The following is a 16,230-nucleotide window of genomic DNA, read 5'->3' on the forward strand; positions in this document are numbered from 1 at the left end:
GCTATTGCTAGCCGAACATAAGCTAAATAGAATTTACTTTGAATAGATGCCGGATGTCATCAAGAATCTCGGCGGTTGCCGCTTCTTGAGTAAACGCGAGTGCTGGCCTTCCCATAGGGTCGAATAACCAAACGCTGTGCGCAATGCTCCAAGAGGGTACGCTTTGCCAAACTGTCACCGCCTCCCCAGGCAGCGTGGCATCGTCACCACCAACTCTTAATCGCTTTAATCGAGTGGCTTCACGCCCTAATGCACGGTGTAACCGCCACAGCTCATCCTGTTGCTGCACACAGTTTGCGCCGCAGTCTAATACCAGCGTCCATTGTTCAGAGGCAGTGATGGAAGCCATCAACGGCCAATCCTCAAGCGGCGGCACATCTATGGTTACTTTTCCGTGGGCAGTATGGCCCTGAGGAATTCCCACATTCCAAGTCACCATTCCCCAAGCCGTCACAATAGGAGCGGCAAAAATGGCAAACAAGAGAACCACCTTAAGCCTTGCGTAACGTACTGGACGACGGTGGTGCATGTTAACGCCCTCCTTCGTAGCTTTCTCGAAAGTCGCTCACTAGACGGTATCCACCCAATAGCATGATCACCAACGCCGCCAGCGCCAGTCCCCACCATTGAAAAGCGTAGCCAAGATGCCGGCTTGGCGGCATCGCATTTGCCTCCCACCAAGGGGTAAAAACACCTGCACCCTGCTGGGCATGAAGCCAGCCATTATGGCTGAAGACGCCCAACGCCTCTTCCCAAGGAGCCAAGCTCAGCTGTTGCAGCCTGACGCCTTCTTGGTTGGCTCCATAAAGCGGCCCTTGCGATTGCTCCGCCTGCCACTCGCCAGACACCTCAACCGTGCCATGAGGGGTAAATACCGAAGGAGACGCCCGGCTTGTACCTGTTTCAATAAAACCACGTTGTACTAACCAGAGCTGCCCATGAGAGTCTTTCATCGGTGTCAACACCGCGACGCCTAGGCGACCGTTAACGATACGGTTATCTAAGTAAAGCGTGTGCTGCTCAAGATAGTCGCCACGTAGATGCACCTGCGCCCCTCCTTCCGGTGTTTGGATTGGCTCAACCACTGTTGGCGCTGCATCACGAATGGCTAGCAGTTCACGCTTGTCAGCGGCCCTTTCCCACTGCCATAGTCCTAGGAGCAACCCTAAAACCACTACAACACTCCAAAACACACACCATCCGTATAGTCGCGCTGGAAAATAAGAGGGCTTCATCATGTGGTTAAAACTGCTCATTGCATTAGTGTTTATAGGAATAGTGGTCAGCTTAGCCGCAGGTGCAGGCTTTTTACTACATGACGAAAGCACCTCCAGGCGGTTACTCACATCACTTAAATGGCGCATTGCGTTAGCCTGCGTATTGATGGCCCTGCTTCTCTTTGGTTTCTTATCTGGGGAGCTTTGATAACTCACTAAAATACATAAACAAAGATAAAAAGCCCTACCCACACTACATCAACGAAATGCCAATACCAGCAGGATGCCTCAAAACCAAAGTGATGACCGTTAGTAAAGTGACCTTTGATAATTCTTACCAGCATGCTCGCCAAAATGAGCGTACCAATAATGACGTGGAGACCATGAAAGCCTGTCAATATAAAAAAAGTAGCCCCAAAAATACCGGCCTCTAGGGTAATGCCGTAATGATGATAGGCTTCATAATATTCGACGCCTTGGATAAGGATAAAGCAAATGCCCAGCAGTACTGTGCCTGCTAACCAGTTACGACAGGTCTGACGATAGCCAAGCTTCAGAGCTTCATGGGCAACCGTTAGTGTGATACTTGATGTCACCAAAATCAGTGTGTTCACTAAGGGTAATTGCCAGGGGCTAAGTACGCTGGAGGGCCCTGCAACAGAGGCATCAGGGGGATTGAGTAGCGGCCATTGAGGAACAAATTCGGGCCATAGCAAAGCAGATACGCCTTTTGCCCCCTCCCCTCCTAGCCATGGAATTGTGAAGGTCCTTACATAAAACAGTGCGCCAAAAAAAGCGGCAAAAAACATGACTTCTGAAAAAATAAACCAGCCCATTCCCCATCGAAACGAGCGATCCATTTGTGCGTCGTATAAACCGCCCATCGACTCGTGAATGACGTCTCGAAACCAAAACCCCATGACACAAATAACGCATAGTAAGCCAATAACTAACAATGGCGCCCCGGTGTTGTAAACTAACTTGATACCAATACCGGCCATCATGGCACCTAGCGCAAGCGACCCTAAAATAGGCCACCGGCTGTTCGCAGGAACGTAATAGCTGCCGCCGCTCATATTTTATCCCCCGCCGCGTTATTGTTATTGAGTGGATTAAGCGCAATGCGCTGTACCGGGTATAGGGTATACACCAAGGTAATGGTGCTGATTTCTTCAGGTAAGTCTTTAGCTAACTGAAACACCAGCGGAATGGTTAGTCGCTCATCGCCTTGTAGCTGCTGTTCTTGGAAGCAAAAACAGCTGACTTTACGTAAATGCGTTGTTGCACTAGAGGGTGAGACGCTAGGCACAGCGCGTCCCCAGCTTTCTTGGTGGCTGTTATTCGTAAAGGTAAAATCCACTTCTGCGGTTTGGCCTGGATGTACCCGCATTTGCCGCGTTTCAACACTCATTTGCCATGGCAGTCCCGCACTACCACGGGTAATAAATTGAACCGTAATGAAGCGCGACTGATCCACCTCTTCATGAATGATAGCTTTTGCCGTGGTATCGACCTTTCCGTTTAAACCCGTTACCTGACAAAACACGTCGTAAAGAGGAACTAAGGCAAACGCAAAGGCAAACATGCCAAGAAGGGCTGCGACACTGCGAATGACGGTCCGCCTAACGCCAGCTTGTTGAGAACCATCTGCTGCCATTTTTCATCCCTCCGCCTTCTCCAACGCTTTTATGCATTAATCGTGCGATTGAGCACGGTGAAATACCGGCGGCGTTTCAAAGGTGTGTAACGGCGCAGGGCTAGGCACACTCCACTCTAAATCAACAGCACCCTCCCAAGCTTTTGCAGGCGCTTTTTGGCCACCTCGTACACACAGCACTACCACCAGCACAAAAAGTAGTTGCGAGGCACCAAAGAAGAAGGCGCCAATACTTGAGAGCAGATTAAAATCGGCAAATTGCAGCGCATAATCAGGGATGCGCCTAGGCATGCCTGCCAAACCGGCAAAATGCATGGGGAAAAAGGTTAGATTGACCCCAATGATTGAGCACCAGAAGTGGCACTGCGCCAAACGCTCGTTAGGGTAATGGCCTGTCCATTTAGGCAACCAGTAGTAAACGCCCGCCATGATGGCGAAGATCGCGCCAGGCACCAATACATAGTGGAAGTGCGCCACCACAAAGTAGGTATCGTGGTACTGAAAATCGGCAGGTGCGATGGCTAACATCAGGCCTGAAAAGCCGCCAATGGTAAATAGCACTACAAACGCCAACGCAAAAAGCATAGGGGGCTCAAAACTAATCGACCCGCGGAATAGCGTTGTCACCCAGTTAAATACCTTCACCCCTGTTGGCACAGCAATCAACATGGTGGAGTACATAAAGAACAGTTCCGCCGTCAAAGGCAGGCCCACAATAAACATATGGTGCGCCCACACCAGAAATGACAGCAGCGCAATGGCTCCAGTGGCATAAACCATCGAGGCGTAGCCAAATAAGGGCTTACGAGCAAATGTAGGGATAATCGCCGACACGATGCCAAATGCTGGCAGGATCATGATGTAGACTTCTGGGTGGCCAAAAAACCAGAACAGATGCTGGAATAAGACAGGATCTCCTCCGCCCGCTGCATCAAAGAAGCTAGTCCCAAAGTTAATGTCCATTAACATCATGGTAATGACGCCCGCTAACACCGGCATAACGGCGATAAGTAGAAATGCCGTAATCAGCCATGTCCAAACGAATAGCGGCATATCCATCATGCGCATGCCAGGCGCACGCATATTCAGGATGGTCGCGATGATATTAATCGCCCCCAAAATAGAGCTAATGCCTGCCATATGCAGTGCTAAAATAAAAAAAGTCGTTGAAGCTGGCGCATACGTTGTTGATAACGGAGCGTAAAATGTCCAGCCAAAGTTGGGGCCGCCCCCAGGCATAAAAAGAGTAGACAGCAGCAGGGTAAAAGCGACCGGAAGTAGCCAAAAACTGAAGTTATTTAGCCGCGGCAAGGCCATGTCAGGGGCTCCAATTTGCAGCGGAATCATCCAGTTAGCTAGGCCTGTAAACGCTGGCATAACGGCTGCGAACACCATAATTAGGCCATGCATGGTGGTCATCTGGTTAAAGAACTCGGGCTCTACCAACTGCAAACCAGGCTGAAATAGCTCAGCCCTAACCACGAGCGCAAAAATGCCGCCGACAAAAAACATCGTGAGCGAGAAAATCAGATATAGCGAGCCAATCTCTTTATGATTGGTGGTCAGCAGCCAACGCATCAAGCCTTTGGGTTGGGCTGCATGAGGGTAATGCGACTGGCCCTCCTGAGACTGGCCACCAGCCACGGCAGACGAACTATGCTGCAGTGAGTGTTGTGGAGGTAGTTTGGGCGCCATATGTCTCTCCGCATGCTTGTCGTTTTAGTAGAAGAAGTTGGTCAACACCTACTGGGCAATACGCTCGGCCACCGTAGCTGGCTGAACGGTATCACCAGTCTCATTCCCCCAAGCGTTGCGCGTATAGGTCACAACAGCCGCTATCTCTACCGGATTCAGCGTATTGCGGAAAGCAGGCATGGCGGCTCCAGAAACACCGTTAATCACGCGATCCAAATGCCAGTCGAGTTCATTAATAAGCTGTTCATTTCCGGCGAGCGCTGGAAAGGCGGGCGGTGCGCCCTGCCCTTCGCCTTGATGACAGGAAGAGCAAATAGATTGATACACCTCTTCACCGCGAGCCATTAGCTCCTCTATAGCCCATTCACGATCAACACCCATTGCCTCTTGCTCAGCAGCCTCTTTGCGCTCTTCAAGCCATGTTTCAAACTCCGCTTCTTCCATGGCATGCACCACAATGGGCATAAAGCCATGATTCACACCACACAGCTCGGCACACTGGCCACGATAGATACCAGGCTCGTTAATTTGCACCCAATTTTCATTAATAAAGCCAGGAATGGTGTCTTGTTTAACAGCAAGCTCTGGAACCCACCAGGAGTGAATCACGTCGTCTGATGTCATCAGAAAGCGTACTTTGCGATTAATAGGCAGCACGAGAGGCTCGTCAACATCAAGCAAATAGTGCTCGTCTCGCTCGGATTCGCCTCGAATCTGTTCGCGTGTGGTGCTTAAGTTCGAGGTATAGGCAATGTCCTCTCCTAGGTATTCGTAACGCCAGCGCCACTGCTGCCCCGTGATCATAATGTCTAGATCCGCTTCAGAGGCGTCATACATATTTTTAAGCGTGGCCGTCGCAGGTACCGCCATACCTACCAAGATCAAAATGGGAATGGCCGTCCACAGCACTTCAACGGAGGTATGTTCATGGAAGCGGGCAGCTTTGGCTCCTTTAGAGTGACGATAGCGAAACAAGGAGTAAAACATGACACCAAAGACGATCACCCCAATCACTACACACACCCAAAATATGGTCATGTGTAGGCCAAAAATATTGCGGCTGGTATCAGTGACCCCCACCGGCATATTCCAACTGCTAGCGTGGGCTTGAGAGAGACTTGCGACACTGGTAATGGTGAGAAGCCATTGCCACGGTAAGCGCATAGAAACCTCCTTTATTCTTATTGTTCTCGCCAACCCTTTTATTAGGTCAGGGTTAAGTGATATCGATCAGTATAGAAAACATGTGGCATTCGTCACGAACTACTATCGTGATGCCTCTCAACGCCTCATCCCGCTGCATAAATCGCAATACCCGCTAAGAGCAGCACAAACATCATCGTCACTACCACCGCCGTGATAATGAAGGCGACCGGCTTGCCGTTTGAAAAATCCTGCTGACGCTGGCGGTCATTCTGAACACCTAGTAGTGCTGCTAATACTGACTTAACCACTGACCACATAGAGCCTCCCTCAAGGTTGAGGTATTGCATACTCACTTTGGCAACTGCCCTGAAGCACTCAGCTATAGTTAAGGATAGGCAATTTTATGAATCGTGCTGCCTGAAAAGCAGCTTGATCAAAAAAAGAGTTTGCTAACGAGCACTATCAGGCATTGGCAAAAACGCTAGCCGATGCCCATGCTGACCGCATAGCTGGCATGACGCAGCTATCGAACGACTTTCGACGCTGCCTTTGGGAGGAAATTTAGCGACTCGTAAATAAGCTTGCGGCTTGTAGTCCGGCAATTCACACTATGCATCACCAAGTTAAAACCAAAATGGCCTGTCAAGGGAGCCGTGTATGCCCAAGCATCGTGGAGTCGTTCTTCGCTACCTGTGTTTCGCCTTATTGCCGCTTTTGCCACTCGCGGGCTGCACCACTTATACGTGGCCAGATGGCTCCCAAGAGACCGTACTGGGCGTAGTACCTGAAGATGAAAACCGCCGCTATGAAGAGCCCCAAGCCGACGGTGTACGCTACCGCAAGCCCGGTGAAATCCCAGAAGAAACCCTGCGTGAAGACACTCCGAGCAACTAAGAAAGGCAAGCCTTTCAACGCTGGCGGCGCTTTGTATATGCTGTGGCTTGAGCGGTAAGAGGATCTTCTGGCCAAGGGTGCTTTGGGTATCTCCCGCGCATTTCTTTGCGTACTTCTGAGTAGCCGTTCAACCAAAAGCTTCGCAAATCTTGAGTCACCTGCAGTGGCCGCCGTGCAGGGGAAAGCAAGTGAAGTGTCACTGGTACACGCCCATCCGCTACGGTGGGCGTTGCCTGCCAGCCAAAGGCTTCCTGAAGCTTCAACGCCAGCACCGGTGGCCTGCCTTCCCGGCAGGGTGTGTAATCCACTTTAACGGCATTGCCACTAGGCGCTTCTATCAAACTGGGCACTAAACGCTCTAGCTGAGTCTGCTGCTTCCAATCAAGCGTGTTCATTAAGTACGTTTGAAACGGCAGTTTTTGCAACTGCGTTAAGCGCGTCAGACCCGCCATATAGGGGGCCAGCCATGTCTCGAGACTGCCTAACAACGCAGAGTCGGACCAATCGTTCCACTGTTCAGGATAAGCGCCAAAGAGCAGCGCCATTCTCCCCTGCAGTTGAACCACTTGTGCGTTAAACAGCATGTTGGGACGCTGTTTTAACGCTGCCATTAGCGCTTTTTCTACCGCGTCGGCAGGCAACCGACGCAGTGGGCGTGTTGCTAACACAAGCTCACTGTGCCGCTGAACGGCTTCACCAACCAGCTTACCCTGCTCTTCTGACCAGACAATGCGCTCTTCCCACTGCTGGGTCTCGGGGTAAAAGTTAGTCAGCGTGGCTAACGTGATAGGCTCTGCTAAATAGATGCCTGCCTCGCTGTTAGCGCTCTCTACACTCACTGCCACTAAAAAAGGCTCTTGAGCCAGTGGATGGTGAGCAGGTAGCGTAGCGGTTTTACCGTTAGCCAGTTTAAAACGACCCGGTGTCATCAGCTGAGCGATGCGATCCGGGTATGCTAGGCAAAGCAGCGCACCAAGCTGCTCCAAGGAGCTGTGCCGCGGCACAGGCGAACGCATCAGGCTCGACAATCGCCTTACTTCATGTCGCCACTGAGGATAAGCCGCAGGCTGGTTAACCCTTTGAGCTAAGGCGTCGCGCAGCGTGCCATTGATGCGCTCCCTGCCTTCCATTAAAGCCGCTAAGGCACAGGCAAGTGGCACCGCTTCAAATGATGCCGCTTGAATGAGCATGGTAGCTAAACGCGGTTCGAGGGGCAGTTGAGCGCTCTGTTTACCCAGCGGGGTCAACATACCGGCACTATCTACTAAGCGAAGCTGCTGCAACAGCGCTTGGGCACTTTTCCATGCTCCTTCAGGTGGCTGTGTCACCCATGAAAGCTCACTCGGCGAGTGCACACCCCATAGCGCTAGCTCTAGCGCTAATTTAGATAAATCAGCCTGCAACATCTCAGGCTCACCATAAGCGACCAGCGGCTGCTCAGCTGACCATAAGCGGTAACAAACGCCAGGCTGCTGCCTACCCGCTCGGCCACGTCGCTGGTCAGCACTCGCTCTATTCACCCGCCGGGTCATGAGACGCGTAAGCCCAGTGCGAGGGTTAAATAGCGGCACTCGTTCTAAGCCAGCATCAATCACGCTATTGACGCCATCGACGGTAACGCTGGATTCCGCAATGGCGGTTGAAACGATGACACGTTGCCGTGTTGTAAGAGGCCGCAATGCCGCTTGCTGGGCGTCGAGCGGCATGCTTCCATGAAGCGCACGAATCTCAACATCCATACTGCTACTTTCTAGAGCCTGCACAAGCTGGGAAATTTCTGCGATACCGGGCAGTATTACCAGCACATCTCGGCTACCCTCTCGCTTCAGTGCCTCCTTGGTGACTCGCAAGGCAGCCCTATCTAATGATTCATGAGCCTCCACAGGACAGTAGCGCGTTTCCACTGAAAATTCGCGGCCACTACTCTCAATAACGGGGGTGTCACTACCTAACACACCTTTTAAAGCAGCGACATCCAATGTGGCAGACATCACCATTAGCCGAAGATCATCACGGATGCTCTCTTGTACATCCAGTGCTAACGCAAGTCCTAGGTCTGCTTCAATGCTTCGCTCATGAAACTCATCGAAAATAATGCCCGCCACCCCTTCCAATAAAGGATCGTCTTGCAGTATGCGGGTAAGCACGCCTTGGGTGACCACTTCCAGCCGGGTATTGGGGCCTACATTGCTATCGCCCCGCATCCGGTAACCCACCGTTTCACCTATCTGTTCGTTGAGCTGTGACGCCATAAAGGTGGCTGCCAAGCGAGCGGCGACACGACGCGGCTCTACCAGTAAGAGACGCTGACCTTGCGCCCAGGCGCTGGAGAGTAACATTAGCGGGACACGGGTTGTTTTACCGGCACCTGGTTGAGCCACCAGAATAAGCCGAGTGTGTTCGGCTAGCATGGTTTGAATGGAGCTTAGATGTTGTTCAATGGGAAGCGATATGGTCATGAATCAGTGCGAGGTTGCATTTGAGGAAGTAATACCGCATCCCTTCAGGATAACGTGCTCAAGGAACTGACAAATGGAAGCCAAGTCAGCCTCACTCAGCGCTTCTTCCCCAAGAATGCCGGTCACTTGAGCGCTATATTCCGTGTAGTGCTGAGTGGCCGACCAAATTAGAAAGATCAGCCAACGTGGATCAACATCGTCCATTTTACCCAGCTGGGCCCACTGACGAATAATCACTGCGCGGGAGGCTACCCACTCCTTTAGTTCGCCGGCGAGATACTCTTTTAAGAAAGGTGCCCCCGCCAATATCTCTGCGGCAAACAGTTTGGACCCCTCAGGGTAACGCTGCCCAAGCATCATTTTGGTGCGAATAAAATCACTGAGTACCTGCCCTGGGTCGCTATCCTCAGTAATATCCTCTAGTACCGCATTCCAGCGATTCATCATCCGATTTAGCAGTCGCACATACAGCGCCTGCTTGCTCCCCATATAATAAAGAATATTGGCTTTTGGCAGCTTAGCTTGGTCTGCAATCGCCTGCAGGCTAGCACCACGATAACCATGTTGTGAAAACACCTGCTCTGCAGCGCTTAATATGGTTTGTTCAATACGGTCCCTGCTGGCATTTTCTTGGTTCGCGGTATCAGCCGTCATTCAGTAAGCTCCTTTAATAAACCTTGCAGTGTAATCGCGAGAAATGTCTACCAAGCGTGCGTGTCGCATCACTGTGCATTTTGCAGTGCGATGCTCACTAATAGTGCATGTCACATCTCATATAACAAAGTCTTGCAAGATTTGCATTTTTGTCCCAAGCTCAACATTGTTGACCGATCGGTCAAAACAATCATAACGGAGTTTGGCATGGCAACAATTGAGTTTTTGCTCAATGGCACCCCGACCCGGTGTCATGTGCCCTCTGACACAAGCATTCTAACGCTGCTACGCGACTATTTGGGGATGACCGGCACGAAAGAGGGCTGTGCATCGGGTGACTGCGGCGCATGTACCGTCGCCATTAAAAGCGATACAGCGCCTCATTTTGTAAGCCTGAATGCGTGTATTACACCCGCTCACCAGTTACATGGCCAGCACTTGCTAACCGTAGAGGGCTTGGCCACTGACGAAGAACTTCACCCGGCACAGCGTGCCATGGTGGAGTGCCATGGCAGCCAGTGCGGCTTCTGCACGCCCGGCATCGTAATGTCGCTATTTACGCTACATTCACAACAGCAACAGCGGCCTGCACCCCTTACGCCAGAGCGGCTTGAAGCAGCACTGGGCGGCAACTTGTGCCGTTGTACCGGATATCGGCCTATTCGTGACGCAGCGCTAAGCATGCAGGAGTCTTCTTGGAAAGCACCGCAATGGGTTGATGCCAGCCAACCCGCTCATACTCCACTTACCGCTCCTCAATCTGCGGAAGCCAACACGGACCTTTTTGCTCAGCCCACGACACTGAGTCAACTAACTGAACTACGCCGACACTATCCATCTGCACGCCTTGTTGCCGGTGCCACCGATCTGTGGCTGGAAAATACGCAGCGCCTGGCGTTGCTTAATCAACTTATTGATGTCACGCGGGTTGATGAGCTGCGCCATATTGAAGAAGCCATCTTTGATGAGCAGCCAGGCTGGTGGGTAGGCGCAGGCGTCACCTATTCACAGCTCGAACCACTGCTAGAAACCCACTATCCCGCCTTTGCTCATCTTCTTCACCGGCTCGGCTCACAACAGGTGCGTAACCGCGGCACACTGGGTGGCAATATTGCCAACGCATCGCCCATTGGCGACACCCCGCCCGTACTGCTGGCGCTCAACGCCTGGGTAGAACTGGCTAACCAGGATGGCAGTCGCGCGCTGCCGCTGAGCGACTTCTTCCTGGATTATAAAAAAACGGCACTAGCAGCGGCTGAAGTCGTGAGTCGAATATTTATTCCACAATTAGCGGACGACGCCGTCCTGAAAGTATGGAAACTCTCCAAACGGCGTGAAGACGACATTTCTGCCGTACTAGGAGCCTTCCATTATCGTATCGACGATGGCGTTATGCAGGATGTTCGTATCGCCTTTGGCGGCATGGCGGCCATCCCTAAGCGAGCGCTACAAACAGAGGCAGCGTTAACAGGGCAGCCTATCGCGAAAGAGAGCTTTCAAGCGGCACAGCGGGCGCTATCGGAAGAGTTTCAACCCATGAGCGATGTGCGCGGTACTCAACACTATCGTCATCAGGTGGCAACCAACCTGCTCGAACGCCTTTATCTATCGCTCTCAGTACCTAATCAAGAGGTGATGCTCCATGCGTACGCTCACTAAGCTTGATGGCGACAGCAGCCGCGCTCGCCGCGAGCTGCATGACCATATCCAAGGTTCTGGTCCACTGGCTCGCCATACGGTGGATAGCCACGGGCAGCGGCAAGCCGGTGCTTCCAGCTTCCATGAAAGCGCAGAGAAACATGTCACCGGTAAAGCAACCTATATTGATGACATTAAAACACCCCAAGATGCCCTGCACGTGGCGCTCGGCCTTTCACCTGTCGCTCACGGCACGCTAACGAAACTGGAACTTGATGCTGTAAGACAGGCGCCTGGCGTTGTCGACGTGATCACTCTCCTTGATGTTCCAGGACACACAGATATTGGGCCGGTGTTCCCCGGCGACCCTATTTTTGTCGACCAGGAGATCAGTTACGCGGGGCAATGCCTATTTGCGGTGGCTGCCACCTCTTTACAGGCAGCTCGCCAAGCCGTGAAGCTGGCCACACTGCATATCGACGAACAACCGGCTAGCCTAGATCCTGTGGCCACTGCTGGACGTCAAGAGGTTGTTCGCCCAACCCACGTGCAGGAGCGGGGCGACTGGCAAACTACCTTACAGCAAGCCGAACAAACCATAGAAGGCGAGCTATTTATCGGTGGGCAGGAGCACTTCTATCTCGAGAGCCAAGCGTGCATTGTGGTGCCTACGGAGGATGAAGGGGTAATGGTTCATACCTCTAACCAGCACCCCAGTGAGACCCAAAAATTGGTGGCAGAAGTGCTCGGTATACCTTTTCATGCGGTCACTGTAGAAGTGCGCCGTATGGGCGGCGGCTTTGGCGGTAAAGAGACACAAGCATCGCCCTGGGCCTGCATTGCCGCCATTATTGCTCGGCGTACCGGTAAAGCCACGCGACTTCGCCTGCCACGCAGTGAAGATATGCGTGCCACTGGAAAACGCCACCCTTTCCATAACCGCTATCAATTAGCGATTGATGCCCAAGGCGTTATCAAAGGCGGCGATATTACCGTTATTGGTGACTGCGGCTATTCACCAGATCTCTCTGATGCCATCGTTGACCGCGCGATGTTCCACGCGGATAACGCTTACTCATTGGGAGATGCCCGCGTCACCGGCCACCGCGCTAAAACCCATACGGCGTCAAATACCGCCTTTCGTGGTTTTGGTGGCCCCCAGGGCATGATGATCATTGAAGCGGCGATGGATGATATTGCCCGCCGCGTTGGTGAAGATCCTTTAACGATTCGTAAGCGCAACTTTTACCGGGAGGGGCGAGATACCACCCACTATGGTCAGCAGGTTGACCAAAAGCAGCTTCTGCACACGCTGGTTGACACCCTGGAAACGAGCAGCGACTACTGGGCACGCCGACAACACATTCGGGACTACAACGCGGCAAGCCCTGTTATTAAAAAAGGGCTCGCACTGACTCCTGTCAAGTTCGGTATCTCTTTCACCGCCCAGCATCTTAATCAAGCAGGGGCACTGCTGCATGTCTATACCGATGGCAGCATCATGATTAACCACGGCGGCACAGAAATGGGCCAGGGGCTGCACACAAAAATCTGCCAAGTGGTTGCCCGAGAGCTTGGACTAGACCTGGACAGCGTGCGTATCAGCGCTACCCGCACAGATAAGGTGCCTAATACCTCACCCACCGCCGCATCCAGCGGTGCTGACCTAAACGGTATGGCAGCACGAGACGCCGCAAGCAAGCTTCGGGAGCGGTTGTTTGAGTTTGCAGCGGGGCATTTTGAGGGCGGGTTAGATAGAGAAGGCATGAGGCTAGAGCATGGCATGCTCATCGCTGGCATTGGCGAAAGTGAGCGTCGAATTCCTTGGGGCGAACTCGTTCAAACCGCCTATTTGAACCGTGTCTCTCTTTCTGAGAAAGGCTTTTATGCCACGCCGTTAATCCATTACAACCGGGCTACAGGCCAAGGCCGCCCTTTTTATTATTACGCTTTCGGCGCGGCAGTGGCTGAAGTGAGTGTAGATACACTCAGCGGGGAGTATTTGGTTGACCGTGTTGACGTACTACACGATGTAGGCAACTCACTGAACCCTGCTATTGATATTGGCCAAGTAGAGGGTGGGTTTATTCAAGGCATGGGCTGGCTGACCAGCGAAGAGCTGAAGTGGAACGCCAAGGGAGTGCTCGTCAGCGATGGGCCAGCCACTTATAAAATCCCTACCTATGGCGACTTACCGAAAGTATTCAATGTCGATCTGTTGGAGGGGCACCCAAACTCTATGGCAAGTCTTTACCGTTCCAAAGCGGTGGGAGAACCGCCCTTTATGTTAGGTATGTGCGTGTGGTCTGCACTTCGGGATGCACTAGCAAGCCTAGCGGATTATCGCGTCTCTCCTCACCTGGACACGCCAGCTACACCTGAAAGAGTCATGCTGACAGCCAATGCCATTAGGAATAAAGCGTTATGACGCAAGCGCCCGAAGCATGGCACGCTGCGCTGAACCGCCTGCAGCTCAGCGGTACTCCTCACGTGCTGGCAACTCAGGTGACCAGCGCGGGCTCGACTCCTCGTGAGCCGGGCGCGCGAATGGTGATCACCGCTGATACTATTTTCGATACGCTGGGAGGAGGAACATTTGAGTGGCAAACCATCAGCGCCGCCCGAGACTTCTTGCAACAAGGCAGCGCTGGCTTTCATTTAGAGGCTTTCTCGCTGGGTGGGCGCAGCGGCCAGTGCTGCGGCGGCTTTGTTAACGTACTACTGGAAGTATTTCCCGGCGTTTCCAGTCACATTGCGCTCTTTGGGGCCGGTCACGTGGGTTGCGAGATCGTTAAACTCAGCGCTCCTTTGCCCTGGCACCTTGATTGGTACGATAGCCGTACCGATATATTTGACGAACAAGATGACCAGCAGCCTCGGCTTAGCTGTCACACACTAACAAGCCCCCAAGAGAGCGTTTTAGCACTTCCACCACATTGCCATGTCCTGGTACTCACTCATAACCATGACGAGGACTACGCACTGATAGCAGCGCTACTTAGACGCGCTGACATAGCCTCTATCGGGCTGATTGGTTCTGATAGCAAATGGACTAGCTTTCAAAGTCGTTTGAAACGCGATGGTTATAAGCCAGAAGAAATACAGCGTGTGCGCTGCCCTGTTGGCGCTGTTCATGGCACCAAACTCAGTAATAAAACGCCCTACGCGATTGCTATGACAGTGGTCACTGAGCTTTTATGGCTTACTGATAAACCCACTGCCCACCAAACCCGAGGGCTTGAGCCTGACGCACTGCGCTCTCTATTTCACGATACTGCGACAAACCCGAATTAATATGACTTCTACTGATACGTTTATCCGTGCGGAGCTAGTTAGCTTTGCCCGCGACCCAGGCGACGGCAACTTGCCTCAACCGGGCAGTCTTAAGCACTACGGCGACGGTCTTTTATGGCTTAAAGAGGGCCATATCCAAGCGATTGGGCACTATGCCGACCTCATTGACCAGCTACCTCCAAATAGCCAAGTGCTCGATTATCGCGGCAGACTGATTATGCCTGGGTTTATTGATACCCATGTGCACTACGTTCAGCTTGATATCATGGCCTCCTACGGGCGTCAGCTGCTGGACTGGTTGAATGACTATACCTTTCCTGAGGAGTGTCGGTTTGCCAGCCACGCCCATGCAGAGGCACTTTCTAACGCCTTTCTAGACGAAATGCTCCGTGCAGGCACAACGACAGCCCAAGTGTTCGGCTCGAGCCACCCAGGCTCGGTAGATGCCTTCTTCACGGCTTGCCAAAAACGCCAGCTGCGTATGCTGGTAGGAAAAGTCTTGATGGATCGCAACGCGCCTGATGCGCTGATAGATGGCACTACGGGAATCTCCGATACAGAGCGTTTGATTGAAGACTGGCACGGCAAGCAGCGTCTTGGTTACAGCGTCACGCCACGGTTTGCGCCGACATCTACCAAGACACAGATGGATGCTGCTGGTGCCCTGCTTCGCAATGACCCTACTCTGTGGTTACAAACTCACTTGGCTGAAAACAGCGGAGAGTTAGACTGGGTCGCCGAACTCTTCCCAGGCAGCAGGGACTACCTCTCTGTTTATGAAGAAGCTGGCCTAGTAGGACCACGCAGTACTTTTGCCCATGGCATCCACCTTGATAACGGAATGCGCAAGCGTTTGGCCGAGCGGGGCGCTAATATTGCCTTTTGCCCTAGCTCCAACCTTTTTCTTGGCAGCGGACTCTTTGATCGAGAAGCGGCGAAAGAGACTGGGATGGCATTTACCTATGCCAGTGACATTGGCGCAGGTACGGACCTATCAGGCTTTGGCACCTTGAAAAGTGCCTATCAGGTTGGCCAACTACGTGGGCAGCCGCTTACCGCTTGGCAAGGCTTCTACGGATTAACCCACGGTAATGCAAAGGCACTCTCGCTGAACAGTCAGGTTGGCCAGCTTGCCCCCTCCTATGAAGCAGATTTTGTGGTTATTGATCCTCATGCTACATCGCTCCTTGAGCGCCGCATCCAGCACTGCAACACGCTTGGCGAGCGTTTATTTGCACTGATGATGCTTGCTGACGACCGCGCCATTTATGAAACCTGGGCGGGTGGCATTTGCCAACACCGCAGGGATTAACCTCAGCCATTGCTACACAGCCATAAAAGCCGCTCATAAAGAGCGGCTTTTATGGATTATTCCGCGTCTTAGCATGCCCACAGCAAAAAGCCCCGAGCACAGCGTGCACGGGGCTTGGGTCATGGCGCTTATCGAGCGCGCAACAAAGAACCCAGCCGATGGGCTGGGTTCTTTGCGGTATAAGTGCCTGACGATGACCTACTCTCGCATGGGGAGACCCCACACTACCATCGGCGCTAAGCGGTTTCACTGCTGAGTTCGGCA

At 52.6% G+C, this 16,230-nt stretch carries 15 protein-coding genes and 1 rRNA gene; 6 read left to right on the forward strand and 10 right to left on the reverse strand.

Translation table 11 applies throughout. The features are described from left to right. Positions 1 to 22: 22 nt before the first annotated feature. Both BMY49_RS06230 and BMY49_RS06235 read right to left on the reverse strand, forming a co-directional pair. Positions 23 to 529: a hypothetical protein gene (locus tag BMY49_RS06230; protein WP_089675208.1), complete on the reverse strand. Its 507-nt coding sequence runs from the start codon at positions 527 to 529 to the stop codon at positions 23 to 25. A 1-nt stretch (position 530) separates the two neighbouring features. After that, the gene (locus BMY49_RS06235) at positions 531 to 1,238 is read right to left on the reverse strand and encodes an SURF1 family protein (RefSeq protein WP_044629438.1); all 708 of its coding nucleotides are present in this window, start codon (positions 1,236 to 1,238) and stop codon (positions 531 to 533) included. Here BMY49_RS06235 and BMY49_RS06240 point away from each other — a divergent pair. After that, positions 1,237 to 1,425 (forward strand): DUF2909 domain-containing protein, encoded by a 189-nt coding sequence (locus tag BMY49_RS06240; protein ID WP_044629439.1) that lies wholly within the window; start codon positions 1,237 to 1,239, stop codon positions 1,423 to 1,425. The two genes, BMY49_RS06235 and BMY49_RS06240, sit on opposite strands and share 2 nt — an antisense overlap. Before the next feature lie 7 nt (positions 1,426 to 1,432). Here BMY49_RS06240 and BMY49_RS06245 read toward each other — a convergent pair whose 3' ends face one another. The 5 genes from BMY49_RS06245 to BMY49_RS06265 form a co-directional block, all read right to left on the reverse strand. Beyond that, on the reverse strand, positions 1,433 to 2,293 hold the full coding sequence (locus BMY49_RS06245) for a cytochrome c oxidase subunit 3 (protein WP_089675209.1): 861 nt from the start codon (positions 2,291 to 2,293) through the stop codon (positions 1,433 to 1,435). Further along, positions 2,290 to 2,874 (reverse strand): cytochrome c oxidase assembly protein, encoded by a 585-nt coding sequence (locus tag BMY49_RS06250; protein ID WP_089675210.1) that lies wholly within the window; start codon positions 2,872 to 2,874, stop codon positions 2,290 to 2,292. Before BMY49_RS06250 ends, BMY49_RS06245 begins: the two co-directional genes overlap by 4 nt. A 36-nt stretch (positions 2,875 to 2,910) precedes the next feature. Beyond that, positions 2,911 to 4,569 carry a cytochrome c oxidase subunit I gene (ctaD, locus tag BMY49_RS06255; protein ID WP_044629442.1) on the reverse strand — a complete coding sequence of 553 codons (1,659 nt, stop codon included), beginning with the start codon at positions 4,567 to 4,569 and terminating at the stop codon, positions 2,911 to 2,913. 48 nt (positions 4,570 to 4,617) lie between these two features. After that, complete coding sequence (coxB, locus tag BMY49_RS06260; RefSeq protein WP_058576335.1) at positions 4,618 to 5,733, reverse strand: cytochrome c oxidase subunit II; 1,116 nt, start codon at positions 5,731 to 5,733, stop codon at positions 4,618 to 4,620. 125 nt (positions 5,734 to 5,858) lie between these two features. After that, positions 5,859 to 6,032, reverse strand: coding sequence for a DUF2970 domain-containing protein (locus tag BMY49_RS06265; RefSeq protein ID WP_082051444.1), 174 nt, complete (start codon positions 6,030 to 6,032; stop codon positions 5,859 to 5,861). 340 nt (positions 6,033 to 6,372) lie between these two features. Here BMY49_RS06265 and BMY49_RS06270 point away from each other — a divergent pair, with 340 nt between their 5' ends. Continuing rightward, positions 6,373 to 6,609, forward strand: a complete 237-nt coding sequence (locus BMY49_RS06270; protein WP_089675211.1) for a hypothetical protein — start codon at positions 6,373 to 6,375, stop codon at positions 6,607 to 6,609. Positions 6,610 to 6,623: 14 nt separating this feature from the next. Here the strand turns inward: BMY49_RS06270 and hrpB are convergent, their stop codons facing one another. Both hrpB and BMY49_RS06280 read right to left on the reverse strand, forming a co-directional pair. Next, positions 6,624 to 9,068, reverse strand: a complete 2,445-nt coding sequence (hrpB, locus tag BMY49_RS06275) for an ATP-dependent helicase HrpB (RefSeq protein WP_089675212.1) — start codon at positions 9,066 to 9,068, stop codon at positions 6,624 to 6,626. Between the two features lie 3 nt (positions 9,069 to 9,071). Continuing rightward, positions 9,072 to 9,722 carry a TetR family transcriptional regulator C-terminal domain-containing protein gene (locus BMY49_RS06280; protein WP_044629446.1) on the reverse strand — a complete coding sequence of 217 codons (651 nt, stop codon included), beginning with the start codon at positions 9,720 to 9,722 and terminating at the stop codon, positions 9,072 to 9,074. A 207-nt stretch (positions 9,723 to 9,929) separates the two neighbouring features. Here BMY49_RS06280 and xdhA point away from each other — a divergent pair, with 207 nt between their 5' ends. Genes xdhA through guaD form a run of 4 tightly spaced genes read left to right on the forward strand, consistent with a single transcriptional unit; the run spans position 9,930 to position 15,966 of the window. Beyond that, positions 9,930 to 11,381, forward strand: coding sequence for a xanthine dehydrogenase small subunit (gene xdhA / locus BMY49_RS06285; protein WP_089675213.1), 1,452 nt, complete (start codon positions 9,930 to 9,932; stop codon positions 11,379 to 11,381). After that, positions 11,365 to 13,788, forward strand: a complete 2,424-nt coding sequence (gene xdhB / locus BMY49_RS06290) for a xanthine dehydrogenase molybdopterin binding subunit (protein WP_089675214.1) — start codon at positions 11,365 to 11,367, stop codon at positions 13,786 to 13,788. The genes xdhA and xdhB overlap by 17 nt, the downstream gene beginning before the upstream one ends. Beyond that, positions 13,785 to 14,654, forward strand: a complete 870-nt coding sequence (gene xdhC, locus BMY49_RS06295) for a xanthine dehydrogenase accessory protein XdhC (protein WP_062361308.1) — start codon at positions 13,785 to 13,787, stop codon at positions 14,652 to 14,654. The genes xdhB and xdhC overlap by 4 nt, the downstream gene beginning before the upstream one ends. 1 nt (position 14,655) lies before the next feature. Further along, entirely contained in the window at positions 14,656 to 15,966 is a 1,311-nt protein-coding gene (gene guaD / locus BMY49_RS06300; protein ID WP_089675215.1) for a guanine deaminase, read from the forward strand. 185 nt (positions 15,967 to 16,151) lie between these two features. Here the strand turns inward: guaD and rrf are convergent. After that, positions 16,152 to 16,230: ribosomal RNA gene (rrf, locus tag BMY49_RS18240) — 5S ribosomal RNA — on the reverse strand; the annotation flags it as partial.

The sequence above is a fragment of the Vreelandella aquamarina genome (assembly GCF_900110265.1).
GTDB classification, from domain to species: Bacteria; Pseudomonadota; Gammaproteobacteria; order Pseudomonadales; family Halomonadaceae; genus Vreelandella; species Vreelandella aquamarina.